Origin of the sequence: Pandoraea terrigena, from assembly GCF_902459705.1 — a bacterium.
Lineage (GTDB): Bacteria > Pseudomonadota > Gammaproteobacteria > Burkholderiales > Burkholderiaceae > Pandoraea > Pandoraea terrigena.
The window spans coordinates 53833-78353 of the sequence record NZ_CABPRU010000002.1 but is presented as its reverse complement, the minus strand read 5'-3'; the positions used below and the strand labels follow the sequence as shown (position 1 = coordinate 78353).

The 24521-nt window shown below is 63.0% G+C and carries 20 protein-coding genes; 3 read left to right on the top strand and 17 right to left on the bottom strand.

The window, feature by feature from the left end; translation table 11 throughout:
* Positions 1-86: 86 nt before the first annotated feature.
* A complete protein-coding gene (locus PTE31013_RS04645; protein ID WP_150611676.1) occupies positions 87-1226 on the bottom strand; it encodes a sigma-54-dependent Fis family transcriptional regulator in 1140 nt (379 codons plus the stop codon).
* A 206-nt stretch (positions 1227-1432) separates the two neighbouring features.
* Here PTE31013_RS04645 and PTE31013_RS04640 point away from each other — a divergent pair, with 206 nt between their 5' ends.
* On the top strand, positions 1433-2347 hold the full coding sequence (locus PTE31013_RS04640; protein WP_150611675.1) for a LysR substrate-binding domain-containing protein: 915 nt from the start codon (positions 1433-1435) through the stop codon (positions 2345-2347).
* Here PTE31013_RS04640 and PTE31013_RS04635 read toward each other — a convergent pair.
* The 5 genes from PTE31013_RS04635 to PTE31013_RS04615 form a co-directional block, all read right to left on the bottom strand.
* Positions 2332-3609 (bottom strand): aminotransferase-like domain-containing protein, encoded by a 1278-nt coding sequence (locus tag PTE31013_RS04635; RefSeq protein WP_150611674.1) that lies wholly within the window; start codon positions 3607-3609, stop codon positions 2332-2334. The genes PTE31013_RS04640 and PTE31013_RS04635 overlap by 16 nt on opposite strands.
* Before the next feature lie 171 nt (positions 3610-3780).
* Entirely contained in the window at positions 3781-4272 is a 492-nt protein-coding gene (locus tag PTE31013_RS04630) for an SRPBCC family protein (protein WP_150611673.1), read from the bottom strand.
* 138 nt (positions 4273-4410) lie between these two features.
* Positions 4411-8034, bottom strand: coding sequence for an amino acid adenylation domain-containing protein (locus PTE31013_RS04625; protein ID WP_150611672.1), 3624 nt, complete (start codon positions 8032-8034; stop codon positions 4411-4413).
* A 10-nt stretch (positions 8035-8044) separates the two neighbouring features.
* Entirely contained in the window at positions 8045-8968 is a 924-nt protein-coding gene (locus PTE31013_RS04620; RefSeq protein ID WP_150611671.1) for a diiron oxygenase, read from the bottom strand.
* Between the two features lie 170 nt (positions 8969-9138).
* Positions 9139-9924 carry a DUF3050 domain-containing protein gene (locus PTE31013_RS04615; RefSeq protein ID WP_150611670.1) on the bottom strand — a complete coding sequence of 262 codons (786 nt, stop codon included), beginning with the start codon at positions 9922-9924 and terminating at the stop codon, positions 9139-9141.
* A 499-nt stretch (positions 9925-10423) separates the two neighbouring features.
* On the opposite strand from PTE31013_RS04615, the gene PTE31013_RS04610 reads away from it, so the two are divergent.
* Complete coding sequence (locus PTE31013_RS04610) at positions 10424-11065, top strand: alpha/beta fold hydrolase (RefSeq protein WP_281351796.1); 642 nt, start codon at positions 10424-10426, stop codon at positions 11063-11065.
* Between the two features lie 233 nt (positions 11066-11298).
* Here the strand turns inward: PTE31013_RS04610 and scpA are convergent, their stop codons facing one another.
* From scpA to PTE31013_RS04565, 9 genes are read right to left on the bottom strand one after another with little or no spacing between them, the layout of a single operon-like run.
* Positions 11299-13410, bottom strand: coding sequence for a methylmalonyl-CoA mutase (gene scpA, locus PTE31013_RS04605; protein WP_150611669.1), 2112 nt, complete (start codon positions 13408-13410; stop codon positions 11299-11301).
* Positions 13403-14248: a Pnap_2097 family protein gene (locus tag PTE31013_RS04600; protein WP_246173894.1), complete on the bottom strand. Its 846-nt coding sequence runs from the start codon at positions 14246-14248 to the stop codon at positions 13403-13405. Before PTE31013_RS04600 ends, scpA begins: the two co-directional genes overlap by 8 nt.
* 13 nt (positions 14249-14261) lie before the next feature.
* A complete protein-coding gene (locus PTE31013_RS04595; RefSeq protein WP_150611668.1) occupies positions 14262-15530 on the bottom strand; it encodes an MSMEG_0569 family flavin-dependent oxidoreductase in 1269 nt (422 codons plus the stop codon).
* A 40-nt stretch (positions 15531-15570) separates the two neighbouring features.
* Positions 15571-15852, bottom strand: coding sequence for an MSMEG_0570 family nitrogen starvation response protein (locus PTE31013_RS04590; RefSeq protein ID WP_150611667.1), 282 nt, complete (start codon positions 15850-15852; stop codon positions 15571-15573).
* 27 nt (positions 15853-15879) lie between these two features.
* On the bottom strand, positions 15880-16878 hold the full coding sequence (locus PTE31013_RS04585) for a sll0787 family AIR synthase-like protein (RefSeq protein ID WP_150611666.1): 999 nt from the start codon (positions 16876-16878) through the stop codon (positions 15880-15882).
* Positions 16875-17429, bottom strand: a complete 555-nt coding sequence (locus PTE31013_RS04580) for an MSMEG_0567/Sll0786 family nitrogen starvation N-acetyltransferase (protein WP_425495536.1) — start codon at positions 17427-17429, stop codon at positions 16875-16877. Before PTE31013_RS04580 ends, PTE31013_RS04585 begins: the two co-directional genes overlap by 4 nt.
* Entirely contained in the window at positions 17426-18553 is a 1128-nt protein-coding gene (locus tag PTE31013_RS04575) for an MSMEG_0568 family radical SAM protein (protein ID WP_174978432.1), read from the bottom strand. Before PTE31013_RS04575 ends, PTE31013_RS04580 begins: the two co-directional genes overlap by 4 nt.
* A complete protein-coding gene (locus PTE31013_RS04570; RefSeq protein ID WP_150611665.1) occupies positions 18504-19520 on the bottom strand; it encodes a Nit6803 family nitrilase in 1017 nt (338 codons plus the stop codon). The genes PTE31013_RS04575 and PTE31013_RS04570 overlap by 50 nt, the downstream gene beginning before the upstream one ends.
* Positions 19521-19539: 19 nt before the next feature.
* The gene (locus PTE31013_RS04565) at positions 19540-20022 is read right to left on the bottom strand and encodes an MSMEG_0572/Sll0783 family nitrogen starvation response protein (protein WP_150611664.1); all 483 of its coding nucleotides are present in this window, start codon (positions 20020-20022) and stop codon (positions 19540-19542) included.
* Between the two features lie 382 nt (positions 20023-20404).
* Here PTE31013_RS04565 and PTE31013_RS04560 point away from each other — a divergent pair, with 382 nt between their 5' ends.
* Positions 20405-21796 carry an aminotransferase-like domain-containing protein gene (locus PTE31013_RS04560; RefSeq protein ID WP_150611663.1) on the top strand — a complete coding sequence of 464 codons (1392 nt, stop codon included), beginning with the start codon at positions 20405-20407 and terminating at the stop codon, positions 21794-21796.
* Between the two features lie 280 nt (positions 21797-22076).
* Here PTE31013_RS04560 and PTE31013_RS04555 read toward each other — a convergent pair whose 3' ends face one another.
* Entirely contained in the window at positions 22077-22886 is an 810-nt protein-coding gene (locus tag PTE31013_RS04555) for a sterol desaturase family protein (protein ID WP_150611662.1), read from the bottom strand.
* A 250-nt stretch (positions 22887-23136) separates the two neighbouring features.
* Positions 23137-24519 carry an MFS transporter gene (locus PTE31013_RS04550; protein WP_150611661.1) on the bottom strand — a complete coding sequence of 461 codons (1383 nt, stop codon included), beginning with the start codon at positions 24517-24519 and terminating at the stop codon, positions 23137-23139.
* Between the last annotated feature and the right edge of the window lie 2 nt (positions 24520-24521).

Genomic DNA, 24521 nt, shown 5'->3' with positions numbered 1-24521 from the left:
CGTCGCTCGTCAGTCTTTGCCGTTTGCGTCGTGCGGCTTGCGACATGCCGCCTGCATCATGCCGGTTGTGTTCTGCGTCGCCCGGATCAACGCTCCGGGCCGAGCAGCACATCGCGGCCCATGTCGCGCACATGCGGAATGTGCAGCTCGCGCAGTTTGCGATAGAGCGAAGTGCGGCAGATACCGAGTTCGCGCGACGCGGCTGAGATGTTCCAGCGCCGCGACGACAGGACCCGAATGATGATCTCCCGCTCGCCGTTGGCAATGGCCGACAGTGACGCGAGCGGGGTGATCTGGATATGACCGGCCGGCGCATTCGGGAAGACGGCGGCGGCACCGGCCGCCGGCGCCATGACATGCGGTGCCGGGGGCGCGCCGTTCGCGCGGTGCGAATCGGTACCGGACATGGCGCTTTGGACGAGATTCGCGGGCAGATCGGACACGCGGATCGTGTCGCCGAGCTTGACTGCGCATGCGTACTGGACGGCGGCGCGCATCTGGCGAAGGTTGCCGGGCCAGGCATAGGACAGCAGCAACTCGCGGGCCTCATCGTCGAGGGAATCGAAGCCGGCGTTGCCTCGGGACTCGGTGGCGATCATCGCATCGAGCAGCCAGGCGCGGTCCTGGCGCAGACGTAGCGGCGGCAGGTGCACAATGCCCACGGCGACCCGGTAGTACAGATCCTCTCGAAAGGCGCCGGCCTGTACGCGCGATTCGAGATTCTGATGCGTTGCACAAATGAGTTGCAGATCGACGCGCACGGGGGCGGTGGCGCCGATCGGCGTGACTTCCCGCTCGGAGAGCACGCGCAGCAGTCGGGTCTGCTGCGCGAAGGGCATGTCGCCGATCTCGTCGAGAAACAGGGTGCCGCCGTCGGCCTGTACGACCTTGCCCTTCATGCCGGTATTGAGGGCGCCGGAGAACGCGCCGCGCTGATAGCCGAACAGTTCGCTTTCGATGAGGCTCTCGGGAATGGAGCCGCAATTGACAGACACCATGCACGCTTGCCGGCGGGCGCTGTAGTCGTGGAGTGCGCGAGAGAGATATTCCTTGCCGGTACCGGTTTCTCCGAGAATGAGGATGGGAAGCTGGCGATCGATGAGCAGGCGGGCTCGGGCGAGCATGGCGAGCATGGCGGGGTCGTTGCCGCAGAGCCGGTCCAGCGACGGCTGGGAGGAAGACTGAAAGTTTGCGTTTGAACGGTCCAGCGGATCGTGGGCGTGCATAGCGTCTCTCATTGACTTTATTGGAATTGGCGTGCGCTGCGTTTGGCGGCGCGGGATCGCATCATTGCGAATGCCTTTGGGGGGTGCTCCATAAAGCAAGAGCAAGCATAGTTCGATTCGTCGGCGGTCTCCAATACCATATGATGCGATGACTGATACTGGTTTGCTATGAATAGAATCCGATGTTCTTCAAAGGAGCGGGCTCCATGGAACTGAGGCAACTTCGCTATTTCGTAGTACTGGCTGAAACACTTCATTTCGGGCGTGCGGCGAGCCTTCTGCATATCTCGCAACCCCCGTTGTCGCGGCAGATCGCGATGCTCGAAGACGAGCTGGGTGTCGTACTGTTTCAACGCACGCAGCGCAGCGTGGCGCTTACCGCGGCAGGGCAGCGTTTTCACCGTGATGCACGCTCTGTCCTCGCCACGCTCGGCCAGGCGCGTTCTCACGCGCGCGCCGCCGAAGTCGGAGATTCCGGCATGCTCTGCGCGGGCTTCATGTTCGCTGTCGCGTGCAGCGTGCTGCCGGTCCTCACGCGCGCGTTCGCCGCCGCGTTTCCACGCATCGAAGTCAGGCTCAAGGAAACGATTCCCACCGATCTGGCCGACGCATTGCGCTGCGGCAAAGTCGACGTGGGTATCATGTATTCGTCCGACGCTTCGGACGAACTCTGTACCGAGACCATCTTCCGCGAACCGCTGGTGGCGGCGCTGCCGGTCGGGCACCGGCTGGCGGCGCGCTCAGCGATCTCGGTGGGCGAGCTGCGCGACGATGCCTTCATCATCTCGCCGCGCGAAGCGTCGCCTTTCATTCACAACACCATTACCGAGCATTGTCGTCAGGCCGGTTTTTCACCTCGCGTGCGATTGGAGACAAACTTCCAGCAAACCATCGTGAATCTCGTCGGACAACGTCTGGGTGTCGCGCTCGTGCACAGTTCGATGCGAAGTACGCGTGCGGAGAACGTGCAGTTCGTGCCGCTGTTGCATGCGCCGAGCATCGACGTGGCATTGGTATGGAGCGCGGCAAGCTGTAATCCCTGCGTGCCGCGCTTCGTGCAGACGGCGCAGAATCTGGGGCTGTTCGAGCCTTCGGGCACCGCGTTTCAGGCTTGCGCCTGAAGCACGGCCGACCTGTCGATGCGCTCGCGTGCCGGCGGTGCGACAGGCCGGTGCGGTTCCGTTGGCCGTAGCCGGGCCCTGATGGCCTGCGCCAGTCGCGCGATGCCGGATTCGATTTGCGACGGTGTCGCCGTGGTGAACGTCAGGCGCAGGGTGTTCGCCTTCGGCGCGACCGCGTGGAACGACGCGCCCGGAATGAAGGCGACTCCGCGTGCCAGCGCGTCTTCGAACAGCAGGGTGCTGTCGATCTCGGCCGGCAGCGTCACCCAGAGAAACATGCCGCCGGTGGGACGGGACCACGTCACCCCGTCGGGCATGTGTTCGGCAAGACAACTGAGCATGAGTGCGCATTGAGCCCGGTAACGCCGCCGAATGGCGTCGAGATGCGCGTCGTACTCGCCATCGTTCAACAATGCGTGTACCAGTCGCTGCGTGATGCCGGTCGTATGGAGATCGCTCGCCTGCTTGGCCTGCAACAGCTTTCCCATGAGCGCTTCCGGGGCGACGAGGTACCCCACGCGCAAGCCGGGTGCGACAACCTTCGAGAACGAGCCGAGGTGCACCACGCTCCCGGGCGCCATCGAGAGCAGCGAAGCGGGGGTGACCCCGCTGTAGACCAACTCGCCGTAAGGGTCGTCCTCGACGAGCAGCAGTCCGTGGCGCGTCGCCCGGGAAACCAGCGCGATTCGCCGCTCCGGCGCGAGTGTGCGTCCCGTCGGATTCTGGAAGTTGGGCTGCGTGTAGAGCAGGCGAGCGCGGCGCATCGACGCTTCGGTCAGACGCTCGGGCAACAGCCCCGCCGCGTCGGCGGGAACTTCCTCGAAGACGGGTTCGTATTGCGCAAGCGCCTGAACGGCGCCCAGGTACGTGGGGGTTTCGATCAGTACGGACGAACCGGGGTCGACGAGGATGCGCGCGACCAGATCGAGGCCCTGTTGCGAACCCGTCGTCACGAGAACCTGCGACGGACTTACCGCGGCGCCCCGCTTCGAGAGGCGCTCGGCGATCGTCTCGCGCAGGGGCAGGTAGCCCTCCGACGGGCCATACTGCAGCGCGGCGACAGCGTCGCGTTGCAGTATGCGCTGCACCGCCGCCTGCAATCGCTCGACAGGGAGCGCGCAGGGCGACGGCAGCCCGCCCGCGAATGAAATGATGTCCGGCCGCTCGGCGACCTTCAGCAGTTCACGCAGCGCGGAGGGCTGCATGCGTTGCGCGCGCGCCGCGAGTTGCCAGCGCCCGGCGGATGTGGGATGTCTGTCCATGGTGCGGTCCGAGACAAAGCGAAGAGGGCGCCCTCGCGGCGAACACCGCGAAGGTGTGCTGCCGTGCCTGTCAGCGGCACGGCGGGCGGGAGAGCGCGGATGCTCGATGCGCCGACGCGTCGGTGCTTCAGTGCTTCAGTGAATCTGCGAGGCAGCGCGTCGCGGCATCGGTCAGTCGTTGAACATCTTGCGCAGATTGTCCATCGCCATCTTCAGGAAGCCGACAGCGAAGGCATCGAAGGCCGGCTGGTCCTTGGGGTTGCCCGAGCGCGCCTCACCCACGATGCGATAAGTCGCCGTGCAGGCCTTGTCGCCGCGCGGCACGACCTCCATCGACGCCCACATATTGCCGATGTCGAAGGTGGTGTAGATCAGCGTCCAGCTCATGGTCATCGCCTCGTCGTCGCGCGTATTGAGCTGCTCGACGACCAGATCGCCGCCGGTGAAGTGCTTGTGGCGAAGCGAGCGCGGCCCGGTCGCGGTGCCTGTCATCTGGATGTATTCCAGGCCGGTCACGAAGCGGTTGTACCCGTCGAAACGGCCAACGACGTTCCACACGTCGCGTGCGGACGCGTTCAGGTCGGCGACCCCGGCGTGAACCGTGGTGTCCAGGTTGTGGATCAGCGTGTCGGGTTGCAGGTCGGTGCGGACTTTTTGCAGCATGATGAACTCCTCGGTAAAAGACAGGGGACTGCGCGAAAAATTGTGTGAAAGCGCGTGCAAAGCACGTGAAAACGAACGTGCCCGAAATGTCGCGCGAAAGCGTGTGCCGAAGCCCGGGTTTCGCGCGACGCCGGCCGATCAGGCGACGGACGCTGCCTCCGCTTCGGATGCCGCATCGGATGCCGTGTCGGGTGTCGTCTGGCGAGACGCGCCGACGCCCGGCGGCGGCAGGAATCCGCTCTCGATCAGATAGCCGAAGTGTTGCCCGAGCAGCGCGGTGTCCTTGCGCGGATAGGGCAATCCCAGACGCGCGAGCGTTTGCGCCGTGCGCTGGTGCGCGATGCGCGCCATGTCGCCGATGTCTTCCTGGCTGTCGTCGAGATAGAAAGCCACGACATCGAACAACGCGTTGCGCTCGTCGATGGAGGTCAGACGATTGCGCCACTGCTCGGCGGCTTCGAGCGCGAGGGAATAGCCGTGACGAGCGAGCGCGCCGAGGTAGTCTTCCCAGGTCAGCGGCTGCGGGTTCTGGAGATGGAACACGCGCAGCTCACGCTGCGGGTCGGTCGCGCAGCGCACGATGGCGCGGGCAAGGAAATCGACGGGGGTGAAGTCGAAATCGGTGTCGCCCGCCGGAGCGGCGCCGAGTTGCACCGATCCCTTGACGAGCAACAGAATGCGGTTGCGCGTGGGCTGGCACAGACCGGTGCGTGACACGCCGGTGATATTGCCGGGGCGCAGGAGGGTCGCGTCGATACCCCGCTCGGCGGCTTCCCACACCAGATGCTCCGCGACCCACTTCGTTACGTTGTAGCCGTTGTTCACGAAGGCGGGGGCGTTACGTGCCGGGCCTTGCTCCAGCACGTGTCCGGCGGCGTCCATGGCGCTCGCGGCCGACAGCGTCGAGACGAAATGCATGGACTTGTTGCGCAACTCGCATGCCAGGCGCAGCAATTCCAGCGTCGCGCCGACGTTGGCGTCGTACAGGTACGGATAGTCGTAGACGTGATTGACGTGTGCGCCATTGTGGTAGATCGCGTCGATCTCGCGCGCGAAAGCACGCCATGTCTCGGGCGACAGTCCGAGGCGGGGGCGGGCCAGATCGCCGAGCACGACCTTCAGCCGCGGGTGACCGGCCAGGTGACCGAGGCCGTTCGCCTGCAAGGCCTGCGCGAGACGCGCTTCGCCTTCTTTCTGGCTGGCCGCGCGCACCATGCAATGCACCGTTGCCTGGGTTTGCGCGATCAGTTCAGCGGCAATGAACGTGCCGAGAAAGCCGTTCGCGCCGGTGAGCAGAATGGCGCGCGCGCCATCGGCTGCGGGGCGCAACCCGTCCACGGGCCGAATCTCGTCGGGCAGCACCATGTCGTCGAACACCCGTTGCGGAATCCGTTCGCCCTTGTTCACGGCATCGTTGGCGAGCAACGATGCCAATGCGGCGATGGTCGGACGTTCCATGAAGCGTGCGAGCGGCGCATTGCCGCCGAACTCCTTCTTGACCGCCAGCATCAGCCGCGAAACCAGCAGCGAGTGACCGCCCAGGTTGAAGAACGAATCGTCGCGTCCGATCTCGAACGGCTCGAGATCGAGAAGCCGGGCCCACAGCGCGCGAAGGTCCGTCTCCGTTTGCGTGAGGGGTTCCGGTTTCGCAGCGTCGCCGGACGCGTTTTGCCGCGCGGGCATGGCGGCAAGTGCCCGGCGGTCGATCTTGCCGTTGTGGGTGGCGGGCAGCGCGTCGAGCTCGACGATCTCGTACGGCACCATGTAGTCGGGCAGCCGTGCCGCGAGACGCTCGCGCAGCGTTTGCGCGCTCGCTCCGGCCGTCAGCGTCCGGGCGACGAAGCCGCGAATGCGCTTGTGCTCGTCAACCACGCACGCGCACTGCCCGAACAGGCCGGTGGCGAGTGCGGCCGATTCGATCTCGCCGAGCTCGACGCGAAAACCACGGATCTTGACTTGCGCGTCGCGTCGCCCGACGAAATGCAGTGTGCCGTCGTCTGCCCATTGCACGATATCGCCTGTGCGATACAGCGTCTCGCTGGACGACGCCGGCCACTGGCCGTTCGGATCGGCGAACGGGTTCGGCACGAAGCTGCTCGCCGTCAGGTCGGGGCGGTGCAGATAACCATCGGCGACGCCGGCGCCTGCCACGCACAACTCGCCCGGCTCGCCCGTCAGCGCGGGGTCGCCCGACGGCGTGAGTACGTAGCAACGCACATTCGCCATGGGTTTTCCGATCAGCCGGTTGCTGTCGCCTGCCTGCAATCGCGCAATGGTGACGAGCACCGTGCATTCCGCCGGGCCGAAGATGTTGTGGAATGCCCGCCCCCGGCTCCAGCGAGCGATGGTCTCGGGGAAGCATACGTCGCCCCCCGTGAGGAGGTGGCGCAGCGCGGGCCATGCCGCGTCGGGCATCACGCCAAGCAAGGCGGGGGGCAGAAAGGCGTGCGTCACGGCTTCCCGGTCGATCAGCGCGCTCAGGTCGTCCAGCGCGTGCCGCTGCGCCTCGGTCGGAATGACCAGCATCGCGCCCGCAAGGAAGGTCGGGAAAATGTCGAGCAGCGAGACGTCGAACGCCACGGTGCAGAATTGCAGCGCGCGCGAGCTTGCGTCGAGGCCGATGTAATCGCGATACCAATGGCAGAAGTGCACGATGTTGCGATGCGTGAGCATCACGCCCTTCGGCACGCCCGTGGAGCCCGAGGTGAAGATTGTGATGGCGCAGCGGCTCGCGCGTTCGGGAAAGCGCTGAACGGGCCACGCCGTCAAGCCGATGTCCATGTCCGCCGCATCGAGCGCGTTCAGCCGGATCACCTGGATGTCCAGCCCGTCAAGCACGCCGGCGTCGAAGGCGTCGTCGGTGATCAGGCAGGTGGCGCGGCTTTGTTCGATTATCTGGCGCACGCGCTCGGGCGGGAACGACGGGTCGAGCGGCGCATAGGCCGCGCCCGCGCCAATCACGCCGAGAATCGCCGTGTAGAGCCACCGCGACTTGGGCAGGCGCACGGCGATGACTGGGAGCGCCTGATCGTCGGAGGCGGTCTGCGGCAGCCGGCCGGAAAGCTGGGTAGCGAGTTTCATCGATGCCGCCACGAAGGTGCGGTAATCGACGTCGCCCTGCGCATCTCGCAGGGCAATGGCGCGAGGTGCCACCACGGCCCGGCGGGAGATCATTTCGGGCAGTGATGGTTCCAGCTCGACCGCCCGCGCCGTCTCGTTGCTGGCATGCCAGCCGGAGAGGCGATGCAGATCCAGGACCACGCCGTCCGGATCGACGCGGGTCATATCACGCGCGGCGAGCGACTGCGGGGTGAGCACTTCGCGTCCGAGCTGACTGACGATATCCACGAGCATGGCTTCGGCTTCGACATCGATCTGCGCGACGATATCAGCCCCGCACAGGGCCTGCCCGAACTCGCAGGTCGCGTTGGCGAGATCGACAGGGCCCCGGCCGCCTTGCCACTGCCATGAGAGCGACGCGCTCTCCGGCGGGAGCGCCGGCGCGTGGGCTTTGAAGGTCAAAACATGCGCGGCGGTGCAATCGATTTCCGGTAAGGTGCCGTCGCAGTCGATGCGCCACTCGACGCTGGGGGGCGCATCGTGCGGCGCGGGAACGGTAACGCCCAACTGCGCGGCGATCTCCGTGAGCGGGCCGCTTGCACGGCACAGCGGGATGACATCGTGCCCCATGTCGTGGAGCGCGGCGAACAGGCGTGCGCCGAGGCGGCTGTTGCCCGCGATGGCGAAGGAAATCGCTCTCATGACTCGTTCCTCAGAGATATTGCGCGATGGCCGCGCGAGTGGGTTCGTGGTCGAGCAGCCCCGCCATCTTCAAGAACTTGCGGATGTTGACGATCATCGGGTGCTGATGAGTGATCGGATACGCGCCCACCATGTCGTTCGCGATCTGTTCGCGCGTTGCGGCGGTCAAATCCAGCGTGCCGATCAGACGGCGGTCGAATTCGAGCTGGAGCTCGTTGGTGAGGTATTCGCGCAGGAAGAACGGCAGGCCGCGCCCGAGTTCCACACGCGCCGTTTCGTCGATCTCGGACCAGTAGAGCTTGACCAGGTTGATCCAGAACACCGAGTGCCGGCCTTCGTCAGCGAGATGATCCGCCATGACGCCCTTGACCGAGCGCTTGAGCGTCGTGTCGCGCGAGAAGGCGGCGACTTCGGCCGTCACCGTATTCTCCGAGATCGCCACGCCGAGCAGTTCCATGCCCGCGGCGTATTGCGGCGGCACATACTCCATGGCGCGCGGAATCGCGCGGGAGAGTTCGATCTCGCGATTCTGCTCGATCGGCCCGATGCCGGTGCTGCGCTCGACCTGGTCGAGATAGTCCATTGCCACGTAGGCGTGGTAGTTCTCGTCGATGACCACCGACATGGCGTCGCTGCGGCATGCGAACGGAAACGCGAACGGAAAGCGCGATTTGGCGATCGCCAGCGCGGTGCGATTGACGATCTCCGTCTCGAAGATGATCACGTCGTTGATGTACTTGTAGAAGCTCTGCAACAGGATGTAGTCCTGAACGTCGCGACCCGCGTCGATCACGGCGGGATGCGCGTACAGCGGCTGCCGCTCGACCGGGTAATAGCCCAGGTCGTCGTCTTCGACGATGCGGCGCGGACGGGAACGGATCGTGGCACGTTGTTCCCACTGGTCGGCGTGGCTGACGTAACTCTGCAATGACATGGCGTTGTCTCGAAAGTTGGGGCGGCGGCGGGCAATCCTGGCGATGCGGGAGGGCGGCGAGGCGAACCGCGATGCGTTTTTTCGGCAGCCGCGCGTGCCACGGGGCACGCTGGTCCCACCGCCCGCCCCGCCGGCCCGGGTGTCGTGCCTCCGTTCGCCTGCCTTGGTCCTCAGGCGGCGACGGCTTCCTTCTGCGAGGCCACGATATGCGCGTGCAGGCCGTCCCACAGGCGCAGTCTCTCGTCAATGGCGCGCAGGCCGGCTTCCAGCGCCTCGGTGAGCAGCCGCTCGTCGTGGTTCGCAGCTTCGACGATCATGGCGCGCGCCGCCGGACCGTGTTCGCCCGAATCGACTTCGATGTGACGCTCGAGATAGAAGGTCAGCAACGGCACGCCCTTCGGGTCGATCTGCCAGCCGTCGAGCAGCGTTCGGAACATATCGGGAATGACATTCTCACGGCCGTAGAAGAAATTGCCGAGCACCTGATGCGTCTTGCCTTCGTAGCAGGTCGCGAACGTCGAGTTGACGAAGCGCAGCACGGGCGCGGGAGCGTCGACGGCGGCGAGCGCGGCACTCACGCTGTGACCCTTGACGAGCAGGTCGATGAGATTCTCGATCTGACGCGTGTCCGCGCCGACGTCGCGCATGGCGGCGAGGTAAAGATCGAAGTGGCTCATCGGGCCTTGCGGGGTTTCGTCGCATTCCTCGCCGAGCACGATCTCGTTGATCAGGCGGGCGGCGTGGATGTTGCGCGGCGCGATCCACGGCAGGGTGAGCGTCGTGAGATCCGCCTGCAGGCGTTTGACCAGCGACATGAAATCCCAGACGGCGAAGACGTGCCACTCCATGAACGTCTGCAAGCCCTGCATCGATTCGATGGAGTGAAACACCGGGTGATGTGCAAGCGTCGCGTGAAGTTCCTGTATCTGACATTCGAGATGTTCGATCTTGTCCACGATAGGAGTCCTTGTGATAACGATATTGAAATCGACCTGCGCGAAGGGGGTGCGGAGCGACTTTCATGTCGTCGCTCACAGGGATTAGCAAGTTCGATGCCAGCGTCTCGAAACGCAAGAATCTCGATAATCAAGGGATTTGGCGCGACTTGCGCCGAGGCGGCGCATGACACCTGTTCAACTAATGGACAGGTGTGCGCGCGGGTGTCGCGTGTGTATGGGGGAGCGCCGACGGGGCTGCTGCAAGGGCCGCTGCAGCCCCCACTTGGCCATGCAAGGTTTCGAGGCCATGGCGGGCAATCCGCGTGGAACCGTCGATGCGTTGCTGGCGGTACAGGAGAAAATCCAGTAGGCTCCGGTTCGCTCGAACTGCATGTGAAGGCATTGCTCATGTGTTTCGATGCCGAACTCACCCATCGGGATTGCCGATGATGTCATCTGCGGTGTCTGATGGCAGGCGTCTGGTACTTTCGGTGAGCATTCTCGCGGGAATCAGTGTCTGGACGCATTAGGCCACTGCAGTCCGATGGAAGCCCTGAATATGCACGACTTCGCGCGCGACGTCGCTGCTGTGATCGAGAACGAACATGCGGGGCCAGCTGTCGTCGTTGGACACGCATGGGGCAACTTCCCGGCTCGCCAGGTGGCGACGGACCGCCCCGATTTGGTTCGAGGCGTCGTACTTGTCGCGGCATCTGCCGGCAAGGTCCCGCCAGGCTCGACCGAGAAGCCGATTGGCCCCGAAATGCGCAAGGCGATTGACGGTGCAGGTGACCTTCGGCTGTCTCGCGCGCAGCGCCTGATTTACTTGAAGGAAGCGTTTTTTGCGCCAGGGAACGACCCGACTGTTTGGCTGGACGGTTGGCATCACGAAACCCATGAGGCTGAGTCGCACGCGAGAAACGTGACGCCGGTGGATGACTACTTTGCGGCCGGCAGTGCGCCGATTCTGGATTTGCAGGGAGAAAGCGATCCCGTTGCCCCTCGCCGCTTCTCAATGGTGCTCAAGTCCATGCTGGGCGATCGGGTAACGGTTGTGGTCGTTCCGAATGCCGGTCACGCGTTTGCGCCGGAGCAACCGATCGCTATGGCCTACGAAATTGCGAAGTTTGCGCGTCGCGTCTATGCGGTGAAGCAGTAACGCTGGCACTTCGATACTCGGGCTGTCTCGTCTGTGGGCAGCCCGCAGTTCGACCTATCTGCATATACGGATGCCAGACCCATCGCTCAATCATTTGTGGACGTTGCGCCGAACCGGACAGTTTGGGTCAGTGATTGACCGCATCCGACGGAGCATGATCGCAAGCCAGGCGATGCCCGGCTTTTCGATCTCTTCGACGAGTGGTTTACAGAGGTGGCCTCACCCGTTCGACGTCAACTTCCGGGCTGCTGCACGCGTGGGAATCTCGCTTCATTGGCTGTCGTACGTAGCAGCATGACAAGTTTTCGTATAACGTCGTCCACTGTCGTGGCCGGACCGAAGATCGCTTTCACGCCGGCGGCATGTAGGGATGCATGATGCGGTGCCGGTACGATGCCGCCAAGCACGACGGGCGCCATGCACCCTCGGGACGCCAGTTCAACAAGTAGTGCTGGCACCAGCATCTTGTGCCCGCCGGCCAGCGTCGATACGCCCACCAAATCGACGTCTCGCCGAAACACCCATTCGGCCATTTGTACTGGGGTTGTGAACAATGGACCCAGCACCACGTCAAACCCCGCATCGCTTAAGGCAGCTGCGATCAAACGCGCACCACGATCATGACCATCCTGGCCAAGCTTGACGATGGCGATGCGCGGTGCACGTCCCAACGTGCCCGCCAGATCCGCCACCTGTTTTCGGGTGGCACCCCAGATTTTTGTATCGGTTCGTTCGTTGGCGTATACCTTGCAGGAAAATCTGGTCGGCATCTGCCAGCGCGGCCAGACAGCCTCGAGCGCAGCGGTGCACTCGCCAAGCGTTGCCCCCGCACGCATCGCTTCTATCGTACCGGCCAGTAGATTGCCATCCCCCGTCGCGGCTATGGCCGATAGCGCTTTGAGCCTATCGTGAGCGTGTTCGGCATCGCGTGACTGCCGCAACTGGCGAAGTCGGTGGGTCTGCATGGCGCACACGTGTCGATTATCGATCTCCATACGGTCGATTTCGGTCGCCGCTTCGTCGGGATAACTATTGACACCGATTACGGCAGCATCGCCCGCGTCGGTGCGTGCCTGGATTTGCGCTGCGCGCCAGTGTACCCGCTCGTGGACCCAGCCGGACTCGATTGCCGATACGACTCCGCCAAGGGCTTCAATCTCACCAAGTAGCGCCTTGACAGCGTCAATCGTCTGAGCGGTCAGCGACTCCATCATGTACGAGCCCGACCAAGGATCAACCACCTCGCACAATCCCATCTCATGCTGCAATATCAATTGGGTATCGCGTGCCACAGTACTTGCAGCTTCGCCGGGCAGCGACGTCGCTTCGTCCCAGCCATTCGTGTGCAGCGACTGGGTGCCACCGAAGACTGCGGCCATGGCTTCAACCGCCGTGCGCACGATGTTGTTATGGGGGCGTTGTGAGGTCAGCGTCGAGCCAGCCGTCTGACAATGCATGCGCAACTGCATTGCGCGCGGGTCGGTTGCACCGAATCCTTCCGCCACTTCCGCCCATAGCACCCGCGCAGCCCGGAGTTTGGCGATCTCCGTATAGAAGTCACGTCCGACGCCAAAGAAAAAGCTCAGTTGTCGACACACGCGATTGATGTCCGCTCCGCGCTTGACCAACATTTGCACATAAGATCGAGCGTTTGCCAGCGTCAGTGCCAGTTCCAGCACGCCATCGGCGCCGGCTTCCTGCAAGTGGTAACCGGATATCGACATTGCATTGAAATGTGGCATATGCGTAGCCACGTAGTCGATGACGTCGGCGGCGATCCGCATGGAGGGCGCAGGCGCGAAAATGTACGTATTTCGCACCATGAACTCCTTGAGGATGTCGTTCTGAATGGTGCCTCGCAACTGCGCCGGCGCGACGCCCGCGCGCTCTGCCGCCAAAATGTACGCCGCCATGACGGGTAACACTGCACCGCTCATCGTCATGGATACCGAAACCTGATCCAGTGCAATGCCATCGAACAGTCGCGCCATGTCATCGACGGAATCGATGGCGACCCCGGCCATGCCGACATCGGCGCAGATGTCGGCATGGTCAGAGTCATAGCCGCGATGCGTTGGCAGGTCGAATGCCACTGACAATCCCTTGCAACCCTGGGCCAGCGCTCGCTTGTATGCGAGATTCGACGCCGTCGCGTCGGCATAGCCGGCATATTGACGAATTGTCCAGGGTCGCTTCGTGTACATCGTCCGATGGATCCCGCGCAAGTAAGGATATGCGCCCGGTGCCGAGTCGAGATGGGGCAATCCGCACAGGTCGTCAGCCGTGTAACAGGGCTTAGGTGCCACTGAACGCACAGTCGGTGCACCGATTGGCGAGTCATTCATGTGACCACCGCTTGTGGGTGACAATGTCGGCAATGCGAACCTTGTCCGACGCCCGCGAGATCGAGCACCAGTGAGAGATGCCGTCGTGCCCCGTGTAGCGTGCGCCGAACCGAAGCTTGAGGCGTTCGCCCACGTTGGCGTTGCCGTAGAACGCCATCTCTCGCTCCACCAGTGCCGGTGGCACGGAGGTTGCGGCCGAGCGCCAGTGCCATTCCGCGCGTTCGACCATCGATTGGAAGCTGGCGAAGTAGAGCAGACTTGCGCCGTTGAAGTCGAGTGATGGGCAGGGCAGATAATCGACAACGTGCTCGGTCGCATGTGCATCGCGCAGCAGACGGCTGTGCCGCGTCCAGTCGTCGGCACGAAACCGTTTGGCCTGGGCCACCAATTCAGCGGCGGCCGGTGGCATCTGACGCGGTGCGCCGGCTTCGAACATGGCCCGACTTACCGAGTGATTGTCCCTGTGGCGCTCACGTCTCACGAACGTCGAGACCATCTCGATGCGCGCAATCACAGCCTCCGGCGTCAATACCCGATACTGGCCGAAATGGCGCGCGCCGGGCACTCGGCGAACGCTCGCCTCAATGGCGAAGCGCTGATTTTCGACGATGTCGTCGAGGCGCGCGTCGCGCACCTTGATGGCCGTAAACGCGGCATAGGACTTGTTTCCCTGAGCATCGTAGAAGTCCGGAGCCGCGAGCTGCGCCTGGGCGGCCAACGCGGTCCAGTGCAGGTGCCCGCAGGTGCGCAGGAGCCACTGCTCCGACAGGCCTGTGAACGCCAGCTCGGGCATGCTCGCCACGTAGTGAGTCCGAGAGACTTCGGGTGAGTTCGGCATCGCACGCGTCTCTTCAGGCTGCGCGTGCATCGGCTTGCGCCTTGACCGCAATGATGCCAGCAAGATGCTCGGCATCGCGCGCCACGCCGGAGAATCGCCCGGAGCCCCACGTATGCAGCCACGGTAAGCCGAGGAAGTACAGCCCGACTTCGGGCGTCACGCCACGCACGTGGCCGGGATAGCCGCGCCCGTTGAAAACGGGCAGGTCGACCCAGCTGAAATCGGGCCGGAAACCGATGCACCAGATGATGGTGCTGATGCCGCTGGCCGCCAGATCGAGCGATTCGCGTTCGCGCGCGGGTTGCCACACCGGGCGATACGGTCCGCCAACTGGCGCTTCAATGCCCTGTTGCGTGATGAACTTGTCGATCGATGCGTTGATTCGGTTGTAGGTGTCGTCCGCGTCATTCAGGCACTCGACGAGATTGGGCGCAAAGCGCAAGTGGCCGTCGGCATAGTCGGTTAATGCACCATACAGCTCCATGCCTTCGGTCGCGAACTTGCGCAGATCGATGTCGCGGCCGCCATCACGCCCGGTGACATAGTGGTTGGTATTGTCCCGAACGCCTTCGCGAAGCGGATGCGCTTCCACAGGCATGTCGTAGTACTTCATGTCGGCCAGCCAGTCGACGACGTCCCGGCCCCGATAAAAGCGGGCACAACGCGGGGCTTCGCCTACGGCGAGATACACCGTTCGGCCAGCGAGGTGCAGGTCTTCTGCGATTTGGGCGCCCGATTGACCGGATCCGACAACCAGGACCGCGCCTGCGGGCAATGCCGAGGCACTGCGATAGTCCGCCGATTGCACCTGAACGATCGACGCCGGCAAGCGTTCTGCCAGGCGCGGCACGATCGGCGTGTGATAGCCGCCTGAGGCGACGACGACCTGATCCGCATTGAAGGCGCCGTCCGACGTCTGCACGAGGTAGCCGCCCTGCGCACGCTTGCTGATGCGCGACACGGCAACACCTTCACGCACCGGTGCATCCACGTGGCGAATGAAGCCGTCCAGATAGGCAATGATCTCGTCCTTTTTCATGAACCCGTGGGGGTCGTCTCCCTGGTACGGATAGCCCGGCAGCGCGCATTGCCAGTTCGGCGTGACAAGGCAGAACGCGTCCCAGCGCTGTTCGCGCCAGGTATGCGTCACCGTGTGCTTTTCGAGCACCACGTGATCGATCCCGCGCGCTTTGAGGTAGTAGCTCATCGATAGGCCGGCCTGACCGCCGCCGACGATAACGACGCTGCAATGGGCATCCGGGTTGAAGGGTTGAGTCGTCATGCTGATATCTCCTGATACTTGTATGAGGGGCGACGCCGCATCAATCGACGCTGAGCACTGTCACGCACGCGGCTGGAATCGATCGGTACGGCTCGGCGGCACGCTCGATCACGTTCCACTGGTCCATCGCGGACGAGCAGGCGTAGCCGAACTTAGCCCGAACGCGGTCGGATGCCGCCACAAGTGCGCGATTGGCCGTATCGAGGAACTCGTCGATGGCGTATTCGCCGGGACGAAGGAAGTCGCGCACGACGGTCGACGGCGAGTAGCAGCGCATCTCCGTGTCGTCGGGCCACTTCACGATGAAATGGGTGATGGGCATAGGGGTATCCTCAAGGACGGGATTCGGTCAATCGGCGGCTGGTACCGCATACGGCTGGGTGGCTCGGCGGTCCGTGGGTACGATGAACGGGTGGGTATCGAAGCGCCACACCGTGGCCGTCTCTCCTTGCCATTGCAGATCGACACTCGTCCCCGGTCGGAAGGCGCCGATGTCGGCGCAAGCGATCTCACGGGCCTCGAAGCGGGCAATGACGTCGCGCACATCGGGCTCACGCACGGCGAGCAGGTAGCCGAAGCTCGGGAATATGTCGAGCCAGCGTTCGATTGGGACATCCAGCGGCTTCGGCAGGCGCGACAGGTCGATATCCAGACCGACGCGCGAGCACTCGGCCAGCATCATCGCGGTGCCTGCGATGCCGGCCATGCTGATGTCCTTGGCCGCATCGCACAGCCCAGCCTCGGCAATTTCCGCGAGCAAGGTCAGATCGCCGCGCAAGCGCTGCGCGGGTGCGTCGGTGGCGGCATTCCAGTAGGGGTAAGGCTCGACGAAGCGTCCGCGCAGATCGACCGCCATCAATAAGCGGTCGCCGGCACGTGCGGCAAAGCTGGACAACAGGCGAGTCGCACGCCCGACGATCGCAACGGCGAGCTGCGTGTGGTCACTGCGCGCATTGCTGTGGCCGCCAACGATGGGGACGCCGAGCTGCCGGGCGGCGGCGGCCATGCCCTTGAGCACATCCCGGGCCGGCTCCACCCCTTTGCTCCAGATGACGTCGACGACTGCGGTCGGCCGTCCGCCCATCGCACAGACGTCGCTAACATTGACCAGGACCGAGCAGTACCCGGCAAACCAGGGCATTGCATCGATCAGGTCGCGAACCATGCCTTCGGCGGCGAACAGCAAGTAGCCGTCACCGTCGGGAATTGCCGCGCAGTCATCTCCTGCGGCGACGACGGCGGAGTGGCCTTCTGCTTCGCCCAGCATCGCAAGCATCGGGGCGATGTCAGTTTTGTGTGCCATGCCGCGGCTCGCACGCAGGCGGCTAACGATCTCGGCGAGCGTCATGCGGCCCTCCGCTGGTGAATCACGAAGCCGGTAAAGGGGGTGTGGCACGGCGGATAGCGGGCTAGATCCGCCTGCATCCGGTGATGTTCCCGCCCGAAGCTGACGAGCTCCTCCAGCGTGCGCCAGTGCAAGCGGCGGAACAGGGGCGCGTTTTGCGCCTGAACCGTCGCCAGGAACGTGCGGCAGCCGAGGGCATGCGCGCTGCTGACGGCGAGCATGATGAGTGTCGCGCCGATCCGCCCCTGCCGGCGAAAGTCGCGGCGCACGGCCAGACGCGAGCCATGCCAGCAGCCGGTATCCTCGGCAGACGCGTGGATTCGCACCGTGCCGACCACGTAAGGCGTAGCGCTATCCGCACCGCACACGGCAACGAGCAACTGGGCGTTGTCGTCGATGGCATCGCGGTCGTCGTCGACGAAGATACCTTGCTCTATGCAGAAGACGTCGCGGCGAATGGCGTGCGCCTGTTCGATCTCCCACGGTTCGCTAGCCCAGCGCACTACGATATCGTCAGCCGAGGTCGCGTCGAGAACATCGTGGACCATATTCATGCTGCCACCTTGTCCAGGTTCTCGAACGAAGAAAGCGACGAACAAGCACCGCACTTGCCACACCCGGCCTTGATATCCGTCGCGCGCATGCCGGCCTCGCGCACCAATTTGCCGAGCGGGTCGAGGATCGAGCGCATGAACTCGGGCGTTGGCGCAGGGAAGTCCTCGAGCGGCGTACCGGAGATTGGTACGAACGGGACAACGAACGGATAGACGCCGAGACTCAGCAGGCGGCGCGACATTTCGAGAATGGTTTGCGGCGAGTCGCCCAAGCCAGCCAAGATGTAGGTGCTGACTTGGCCGCGTCCGAATACCTTCACAGCGGCTTCGAAAGCCGTCATATAACGGCGGATCGGCACCGTCGCCTTGCCCGGCATGATGTGTGCGCGCTCGGCGTCCCCCAGCAGTTCCAGATGCATGCCGAGCGTGTCCACGCCGGCATCGCGCATGCGTTCGAACCAGGCGTCGTCGTCGGGGGGTTCGCACTGTGCCTGGATAGGCAGGTCGACGGCACGCTTGATGGCCCGGGCGCTTTCGCACAGTATCGAAGCGCCGCGATCGGGAGTGGAGGGCGTGCCGGTGGTCAGGACCATGTGTTTGACACGGTCGAGCAGCACCGCCATGCGGGCGACTTCGGCGAGCTGCTCGGGCGTCTTGCGCTCGATGGTGCGGCCCGCCGCCAACGACTGTCCGATCGCACAGAACTTGCAGGCCTTCTTCCGGCTTTCGTAACGGATACATGTTTGCAGCACCGTCGTCGCCAGTACGTCGGTGCCGTGCAACGTCGCGATATGCGAGTACGGAACGCCATCGAGCGTCTGCAGCGCGTAGAAGCGCGGCGTCTTCGGGAATGCGATGCTGGCAATCGGGATGGTGCCGCGTTTGAGGACGCTCATGCCATTGGCATCGGGTTCGGACGCCACAAAATCCGATTCGAATGCGGCATGGGTGTGCACCGGCACCATGAGCGTTACGCCGTCGATCACGACCGCCTTGTGATCGGAAGGGCCTGCACCGCCGCGGCGGGTCAGCCCGACCGCTCGCGATGCCAGGCGAAGGCCGCTGGATTGCAGCTCAGTCAAGAGTTGCAGGCGCGAATCCGGCATATTGATGTTGGTATTCATCTTGGGCACTCCCGAAAGCGATGATAGGTGCGTCGTCGAGCGAAAAGACAGGCGTCGCTGGGCGTTCGTTGATGGCGAGACTCAGCAGCTCGGGCCGCGCGTAGTGACCGACCGAATCCATCATGCGTTTGCGCTTGGTGATCAGCCCCATGTCGAGATCGGCGACGACCATCCCTTCGCCTTCGCGCAGCGGCGCCACGACGTGTTGCCCCTCGGGCGAAATGATTGCGGTGTTGCAGCCGCCGCGCAGTGCCTTCTGCAGCTTCGCGTCGGTCGTGATCGACTCGATCTGAGCATCGGTCAGCCAGCCCGTCGCGTTGATCACGAAGCACCCCGATTCGAGTGCGTGGTGACGAATCGTTACCTCGATCTGGTCGGCGAAGATCGGACCGACCAGCGAGCCGGGAAACTGGCTGCAATGAATTTCCTCGTGCTGGGTCATCAATGCGTAGCGCGCAAGCGGGTTGTAGTGCTCCCAGCAGGCGAGTGCGCCGATGCGGCCGATCGAGGTGTCGGCGACCTTGAGGCCGGCCGCATCGCCCTGGCCCCAGATCATCCGCTCGTGGAACGTCGGAGTCAGTTTGCGTCGCTTGATCTTGAGCTGACCATCGGTGTCGTAGATCAGTTGAGTGTTGTAGAGGCTGCCGTGGTCGCGTTCGTTGACACCGAGGACCACAACCATGCCGTGCTGGCGTGCCAGCGCCGCAATGGCATCGGTGATCGGACCGGGTACCACCACCGCCTGCTCGTACAGCCGCAGATGCTCGGCACCCGACTGCACCGGCGGCAGCACGAACGAGAAGTACGGGTAATAGGGTAGGAATGTCTCCGGGAAGACGATCAGTTGCACCCCATCTCGTGCGGCCGACTCGATGGCTTCGCAAACCTTGACCAGTGTGCCGGCGCCGGACGTCAGGTCCGGAGCAACTTGAACCGCTGCGGCGCGGACGATGCGTTTGGTCGACATGGCGATACCCGTCCCGTACTCAAACTGTCCAGGTGTCGATGATCAGCGCATCGACCTTGCGATGCAGCAGCTTGAGGTCGAGCACGTCGAGCGGGTTGATCGCACGAACGCCTTCGATCAACGACGCTTCGCCGTGGCCATATAACGCTTGCAGGGCGAAACGGCAGGCGTAGACCTTGCCACCTTCCTTCATGAACTTCATGAGCTGGTTGTTGAAGTTCAGGTGGCCTGGAAATGCTTCGGCGCCGAGTGTCGGGAAGCCGCGCTGCACGCCCAGCATTACGCCCGGACCGTATAGCAGGATCGAAGTCTCGAAACCCTTGCGCTGCAGGCGCGTCGCCTGCAGCATATTGACGAAGCCAATCGAGCCTTCGAATGCGACCGTATGGAACGTGACGAGCGCCTTCTCGCCCGGTTCGGCTTTGACGTCCTCAAATACCTTCTCTTCGTAATCGACCAGATAGTCGCCAGTCTTGTGAGCGGGCGTGGTGATGGCAGGCATTGCGTGACTCCATGATGGTTGAGGTGATGCCGACCTGCGGCCGACATGCCACCTGTTGCAACCCTCATGCCATCATTCCCATCGCTGAATGCAATCATTTGCCGATCATTTCTGAAGGCCGGGAATGATCACCCCACAAAAATTCTGCCCAGCGACTTCGGGCGCCGGTCGGCCGTCACTTCTCGATTGGCGTCGACTTGCCTTGCCTGCCCCATTGCGGGGCAGTGCATGCCTGATCGGTGCAATTGCGCATCATTTGCGATCATTGAATGCGATCATCACCAATCAAATTTTTATTTTTTGAATTTTTCTTGCCTAGAATGACGTAACGCGGCGCTGTTTCGTGCGCTCCTTTCCTCGGTGCCAATCAGGTGAACGCGCCATGTCGAATCTCACAGGCCATTGGCTTAAGCGGCTCGCCGAAAGTGACAAGCCGGTGTACCAGACAATTCCGGAACTGATCGAAGACGATGTGGCGAGTGGCCGACTGCGTCCACGTGATCGACTGCCGGCGTTGCGCGATCTCGCAGACGCGCTCAACATCAACTACACGACATTGGCGCGCGGCTATGCCGAGGCGCGCAAACGTGGCCTAATCGACTCACGTGCGGGCAGCGGCTCGTATGTGCGCGGGCGTCCGCCGACGATACCGCTGCGTGCGGGGACGGCGCTGGAGATGACGATGAACATGCCGCCAGAGCCACCGGGTATCGCGGAGCGAATGGCGGCATCGTCTGCGGAAATCATTGGTAGCGCAGATCCATATTCACTACTCCGCTACCAAGATTTCGGTGGCTCGCAGTACGAGCGTGCGATGGCCAGTCAGTGGCTACGGCACACGGTGCCGCAACATCGCTCGGACGCGTTGCTGGTCTGCCCGAGCATCCATAGCGCGCTCGTCGCCTTACTGCTCCGGCTGGTGAAGCCGGGCGAGACGATCTGCACCGACAGCGTGGCTTATCCGGGTCTGAAGGTGATTGTTAATCAACTCGGCATGCGCCTGGCACCGCTGCCGCGCGACGACGAGGGACTCGACGCCAACGCATTCGAAGTCCTCTGCAAGACGCGCAAGCCAGGTGTGCTCTATACCAATCCGACGCTGCAGAATCCGACGACACGAACGCTTTCGCAGAACCGCCGGGAGCACATTGCCGATATTGCCTTGCGCTACAACGTGCCGATTATCGAGGACGACGCGTACGGCATGCTGCCCGAAAAGCCACCGGTCGCGCTGGCGACACTCGCGCCGGAGCTTACGTATTACGTCACGGGCATGTCGAAATGTTTCGGCGCGGGGTTGCGCATCGCGTTCGTGATTGCCCCGAATGCGCGTCACGCGGAGCGGCTCGCCGGTGCAATGCGGGCCACTACGGTGATGGCCAGCCCTTATATGTCGCACCTGACGGCACGTTGGATAGAAAGCGGGTTAGCGCGAGACATGCTACTTGCCATCCGAACTGAATGCGCGGTGCGACAGCACTTGGCCGAACGTGTATTTTTCGGACGACAGTTCGAGGCGTCGAAGGATTGCTTCCATTTCTGGCTGACCGTGCCGGGCAGCACAGGCTGGAGCGCCTCTGAGTTGGCTTCACATTTACGCACTAAACAGATCGGTGTGGTGTCCGGGGCGGCCTTTTCTACTGACGGTGATCCGCCCAACGCCGTACGCATTTGCCTGGGAGGTCCAGGAGATGCATTGGCCATGGAGGAGTCGCTGCAGATTGTGGCCGACATGCTCGACCATCCCGATCACCTCCACTCGCCAATGTTGTAGGTGGGTGCGGTGTCATTGACGGCTATTGGGCTGCTGTCGATTCGGTACGTCGGCCCGAGTTCCGAATGGTGCAGTACGGCCACAGGAAAGCCGCGCCGCTATAGCGACGCAGTGATCCCGGCGTTGCTTGGCCTGAAGGCCGGGTTCCGCCTGCCAATGCGCGCCGATTGACCTCCCTCCGATGAACCGGGCGCCCTGAGCAACGCGTCAAGAACCGGTTCGCGAGCGAGCACGATGCCGACGAACCACCTCGCTGGAAGACCCTGTACGTGTCAAAACCTCAGATTGCAGTCATCGCGCGTCGCTCTTCCTCCGTGAGGATGGGGCCATCCAGGGTGACTTGCGAGTGGTCGTCCCTGAACTTCGCGATGATCGGCTTCAGCTCACTCTTGATGTGCTTTTCGCTGTAGCCGTTGAACAGATGGCCGAGCAGACCTCGGCGCAAGTCGCTGCTTCCCATGTACCAGTCGGCAATCGGGAACGTCAGGTTCATGTTGTATTTCATCATGATGCCCATGTTGTGGTGGGCGGTGTGATGCCGGCGAATCGTATTGATGAACGGCATGTTGCGCACGAACCAATTCTCATGGCAGTGGCAGCAGTAGTGGAACGTCTCGTAGATCACATATTGGCCGACCATCGTGAGAAAGACCATCCAGCCGGCATTCGCCCCCAGGATCAGTGAGGTCACGTAGCCCAGGGCACCGCCGCCAACGCCCAGCGTCATCAGAACGCGCCACGGAAAGAAGACGATGCGAAACTCGCGGGTCGTGTCGATCGTCGACAACTGGTCACTGAAGTATTGGTGATGCTGGCGAGTGTGGCGATTGTAGATCTCGCGCAAGCCCCAGACGTTCACGCGGCGATGCATCACGAAACGATGCATGAACCACTCCACGAAATTGCCTGCCAGGAAGACAGGAATCATCAACACCCATTCCCAGGTCGGGTGCTGCAATCGGCTAACCGCGTAGACGACCGCGCCGATCGCCACGATATACATCACGACGATGTGCAAAAGGCCGTTGTACATCGGGCTGATGTCAGACTTGTACTGCGCTCGAAATTTTAGTTGGCGTTCGGTAATCATGGCTTGTCTCCTGCGTTTGAGCGAAAGCAAATTTACAAATAAACAACTAACATATTAGTTGACGTGACGCAAAAGTCAACCGGATTGCGCGCATGGTTCGGGATGGCAATCGAATCTGTGAAAGGATTGCCAGCGAGCCGCCATGCGCCAGACGATGCGCGAGACGGCTCGGCGGCCTGCGTCGGCTTGCCGCCGGTCATGCGGCGCCAAGGCGGATCGGCGGGAACGATTGCCCGCCGATCAACGCGGGTTAATGCGAAACGTCTTCAAGCGATCGGCCTTTGGTTTCCACGCCCAGCAGCAACACGGCGAGCGCCGCAATCACGAAGGAGAGCGCTCCCATCGTGAAGACGCCTGCCTGTCCCCATGAGGGAAGCAGTACGCCAATGGCAGAGGGGCCTACCAGAGAACCAATGCGTCCGATGGACGATGCAAAGCCGGAACCCGTCGCACGCGTGCGGGTCGGGTAAAGCTCCGGCGTGTAGGCATACAGTACCGACCACATGCCGAACAGGAAGAACTGCATCATCAGCCCTGCGGCAATCAACACTTCGACAGGGGCCTTGGTGCCAGCCGCCTGGCCGTAGAGATAAGCGGCAGCCGCACTGCCGAGCAGCATCAGCGCGCACGTTGGCTTACGGCCCCATTTCTCCAGCAGCCATGCCGAGAAGATGAACCCGGGAATCCCTGCCAGCGAGATGTAGACCGTATAGAGGACCGATTTGGTCAACGCGTAGCCCGCCTGTTGAAGCAGCGCCCCCAGCCACGTCGTCAGCCCGTAGTAGCCGAGCAAGGCGAAGAACCAGGTGGTCCAGAGCATGATGGTCCGTTTGGCGTAGATGCCGGTCCAAAGCGCTGAGAAAAGCGCCTTCCTGCCGGATTCGGCGCGAGGCGTGCTCTGCGTGGGTGTGGGCGCTGGCAACTTGCGTCCATAGGCATTTTCCACCTTGGCTTCGATGCTGTTCATCACGTCCGAGGCTTCCTTCATGCGCCCGGTGTCTTCGAGCCACCGAGGCGACTCGGGCACCATGCGCCGGATGACGAACACAAACATGGCCGGAATCGACAACGCGATGAAAATGCCGCGCCAACCGATGACCGGAAGCGTGAAGTATGCGAAGGCGCCGGCAACGATGAACCCGATCGGCCAAAAACCTTCCAGGATCGCGACGTACTTGCCGCGGCTCTTGGCCGGCACGATCTCCGAGACCATCGACAGGCCGATAGGGAACTCCATGCCCATGCCGAAGCCCAGTAGCACGCGGTACAGCATCAGCGAATCGACGTTGTGTGCGAAGCCGCACATCAGACTACCGACGCCCCAGAAAATCATGCTGACCTGGAAGACCGGCTTTCGACCGAACTTGTCGGCCAGCAGGCCTGCGATTGCGGCGCCCGCGAACATCCCAAGGAAGCTGGCGCTGGCCAGCAGCCCCGCCTGCGCTGCCGACAGGCCGAATTCAACCTTTATCGACCCCAGAACAAAGGTCATCAGACCCAGATCCATGGAGTCGAAGAACCAGGCGGTGGCAATGATCGAGAACAGGGTTCTCTGGTAGCGGGTCATCGGTAGCCGCTCTAGACGCGCAGCAACCCCAACTCCCAGCCGCGAAGCAGCGGTGGACATATCCATGC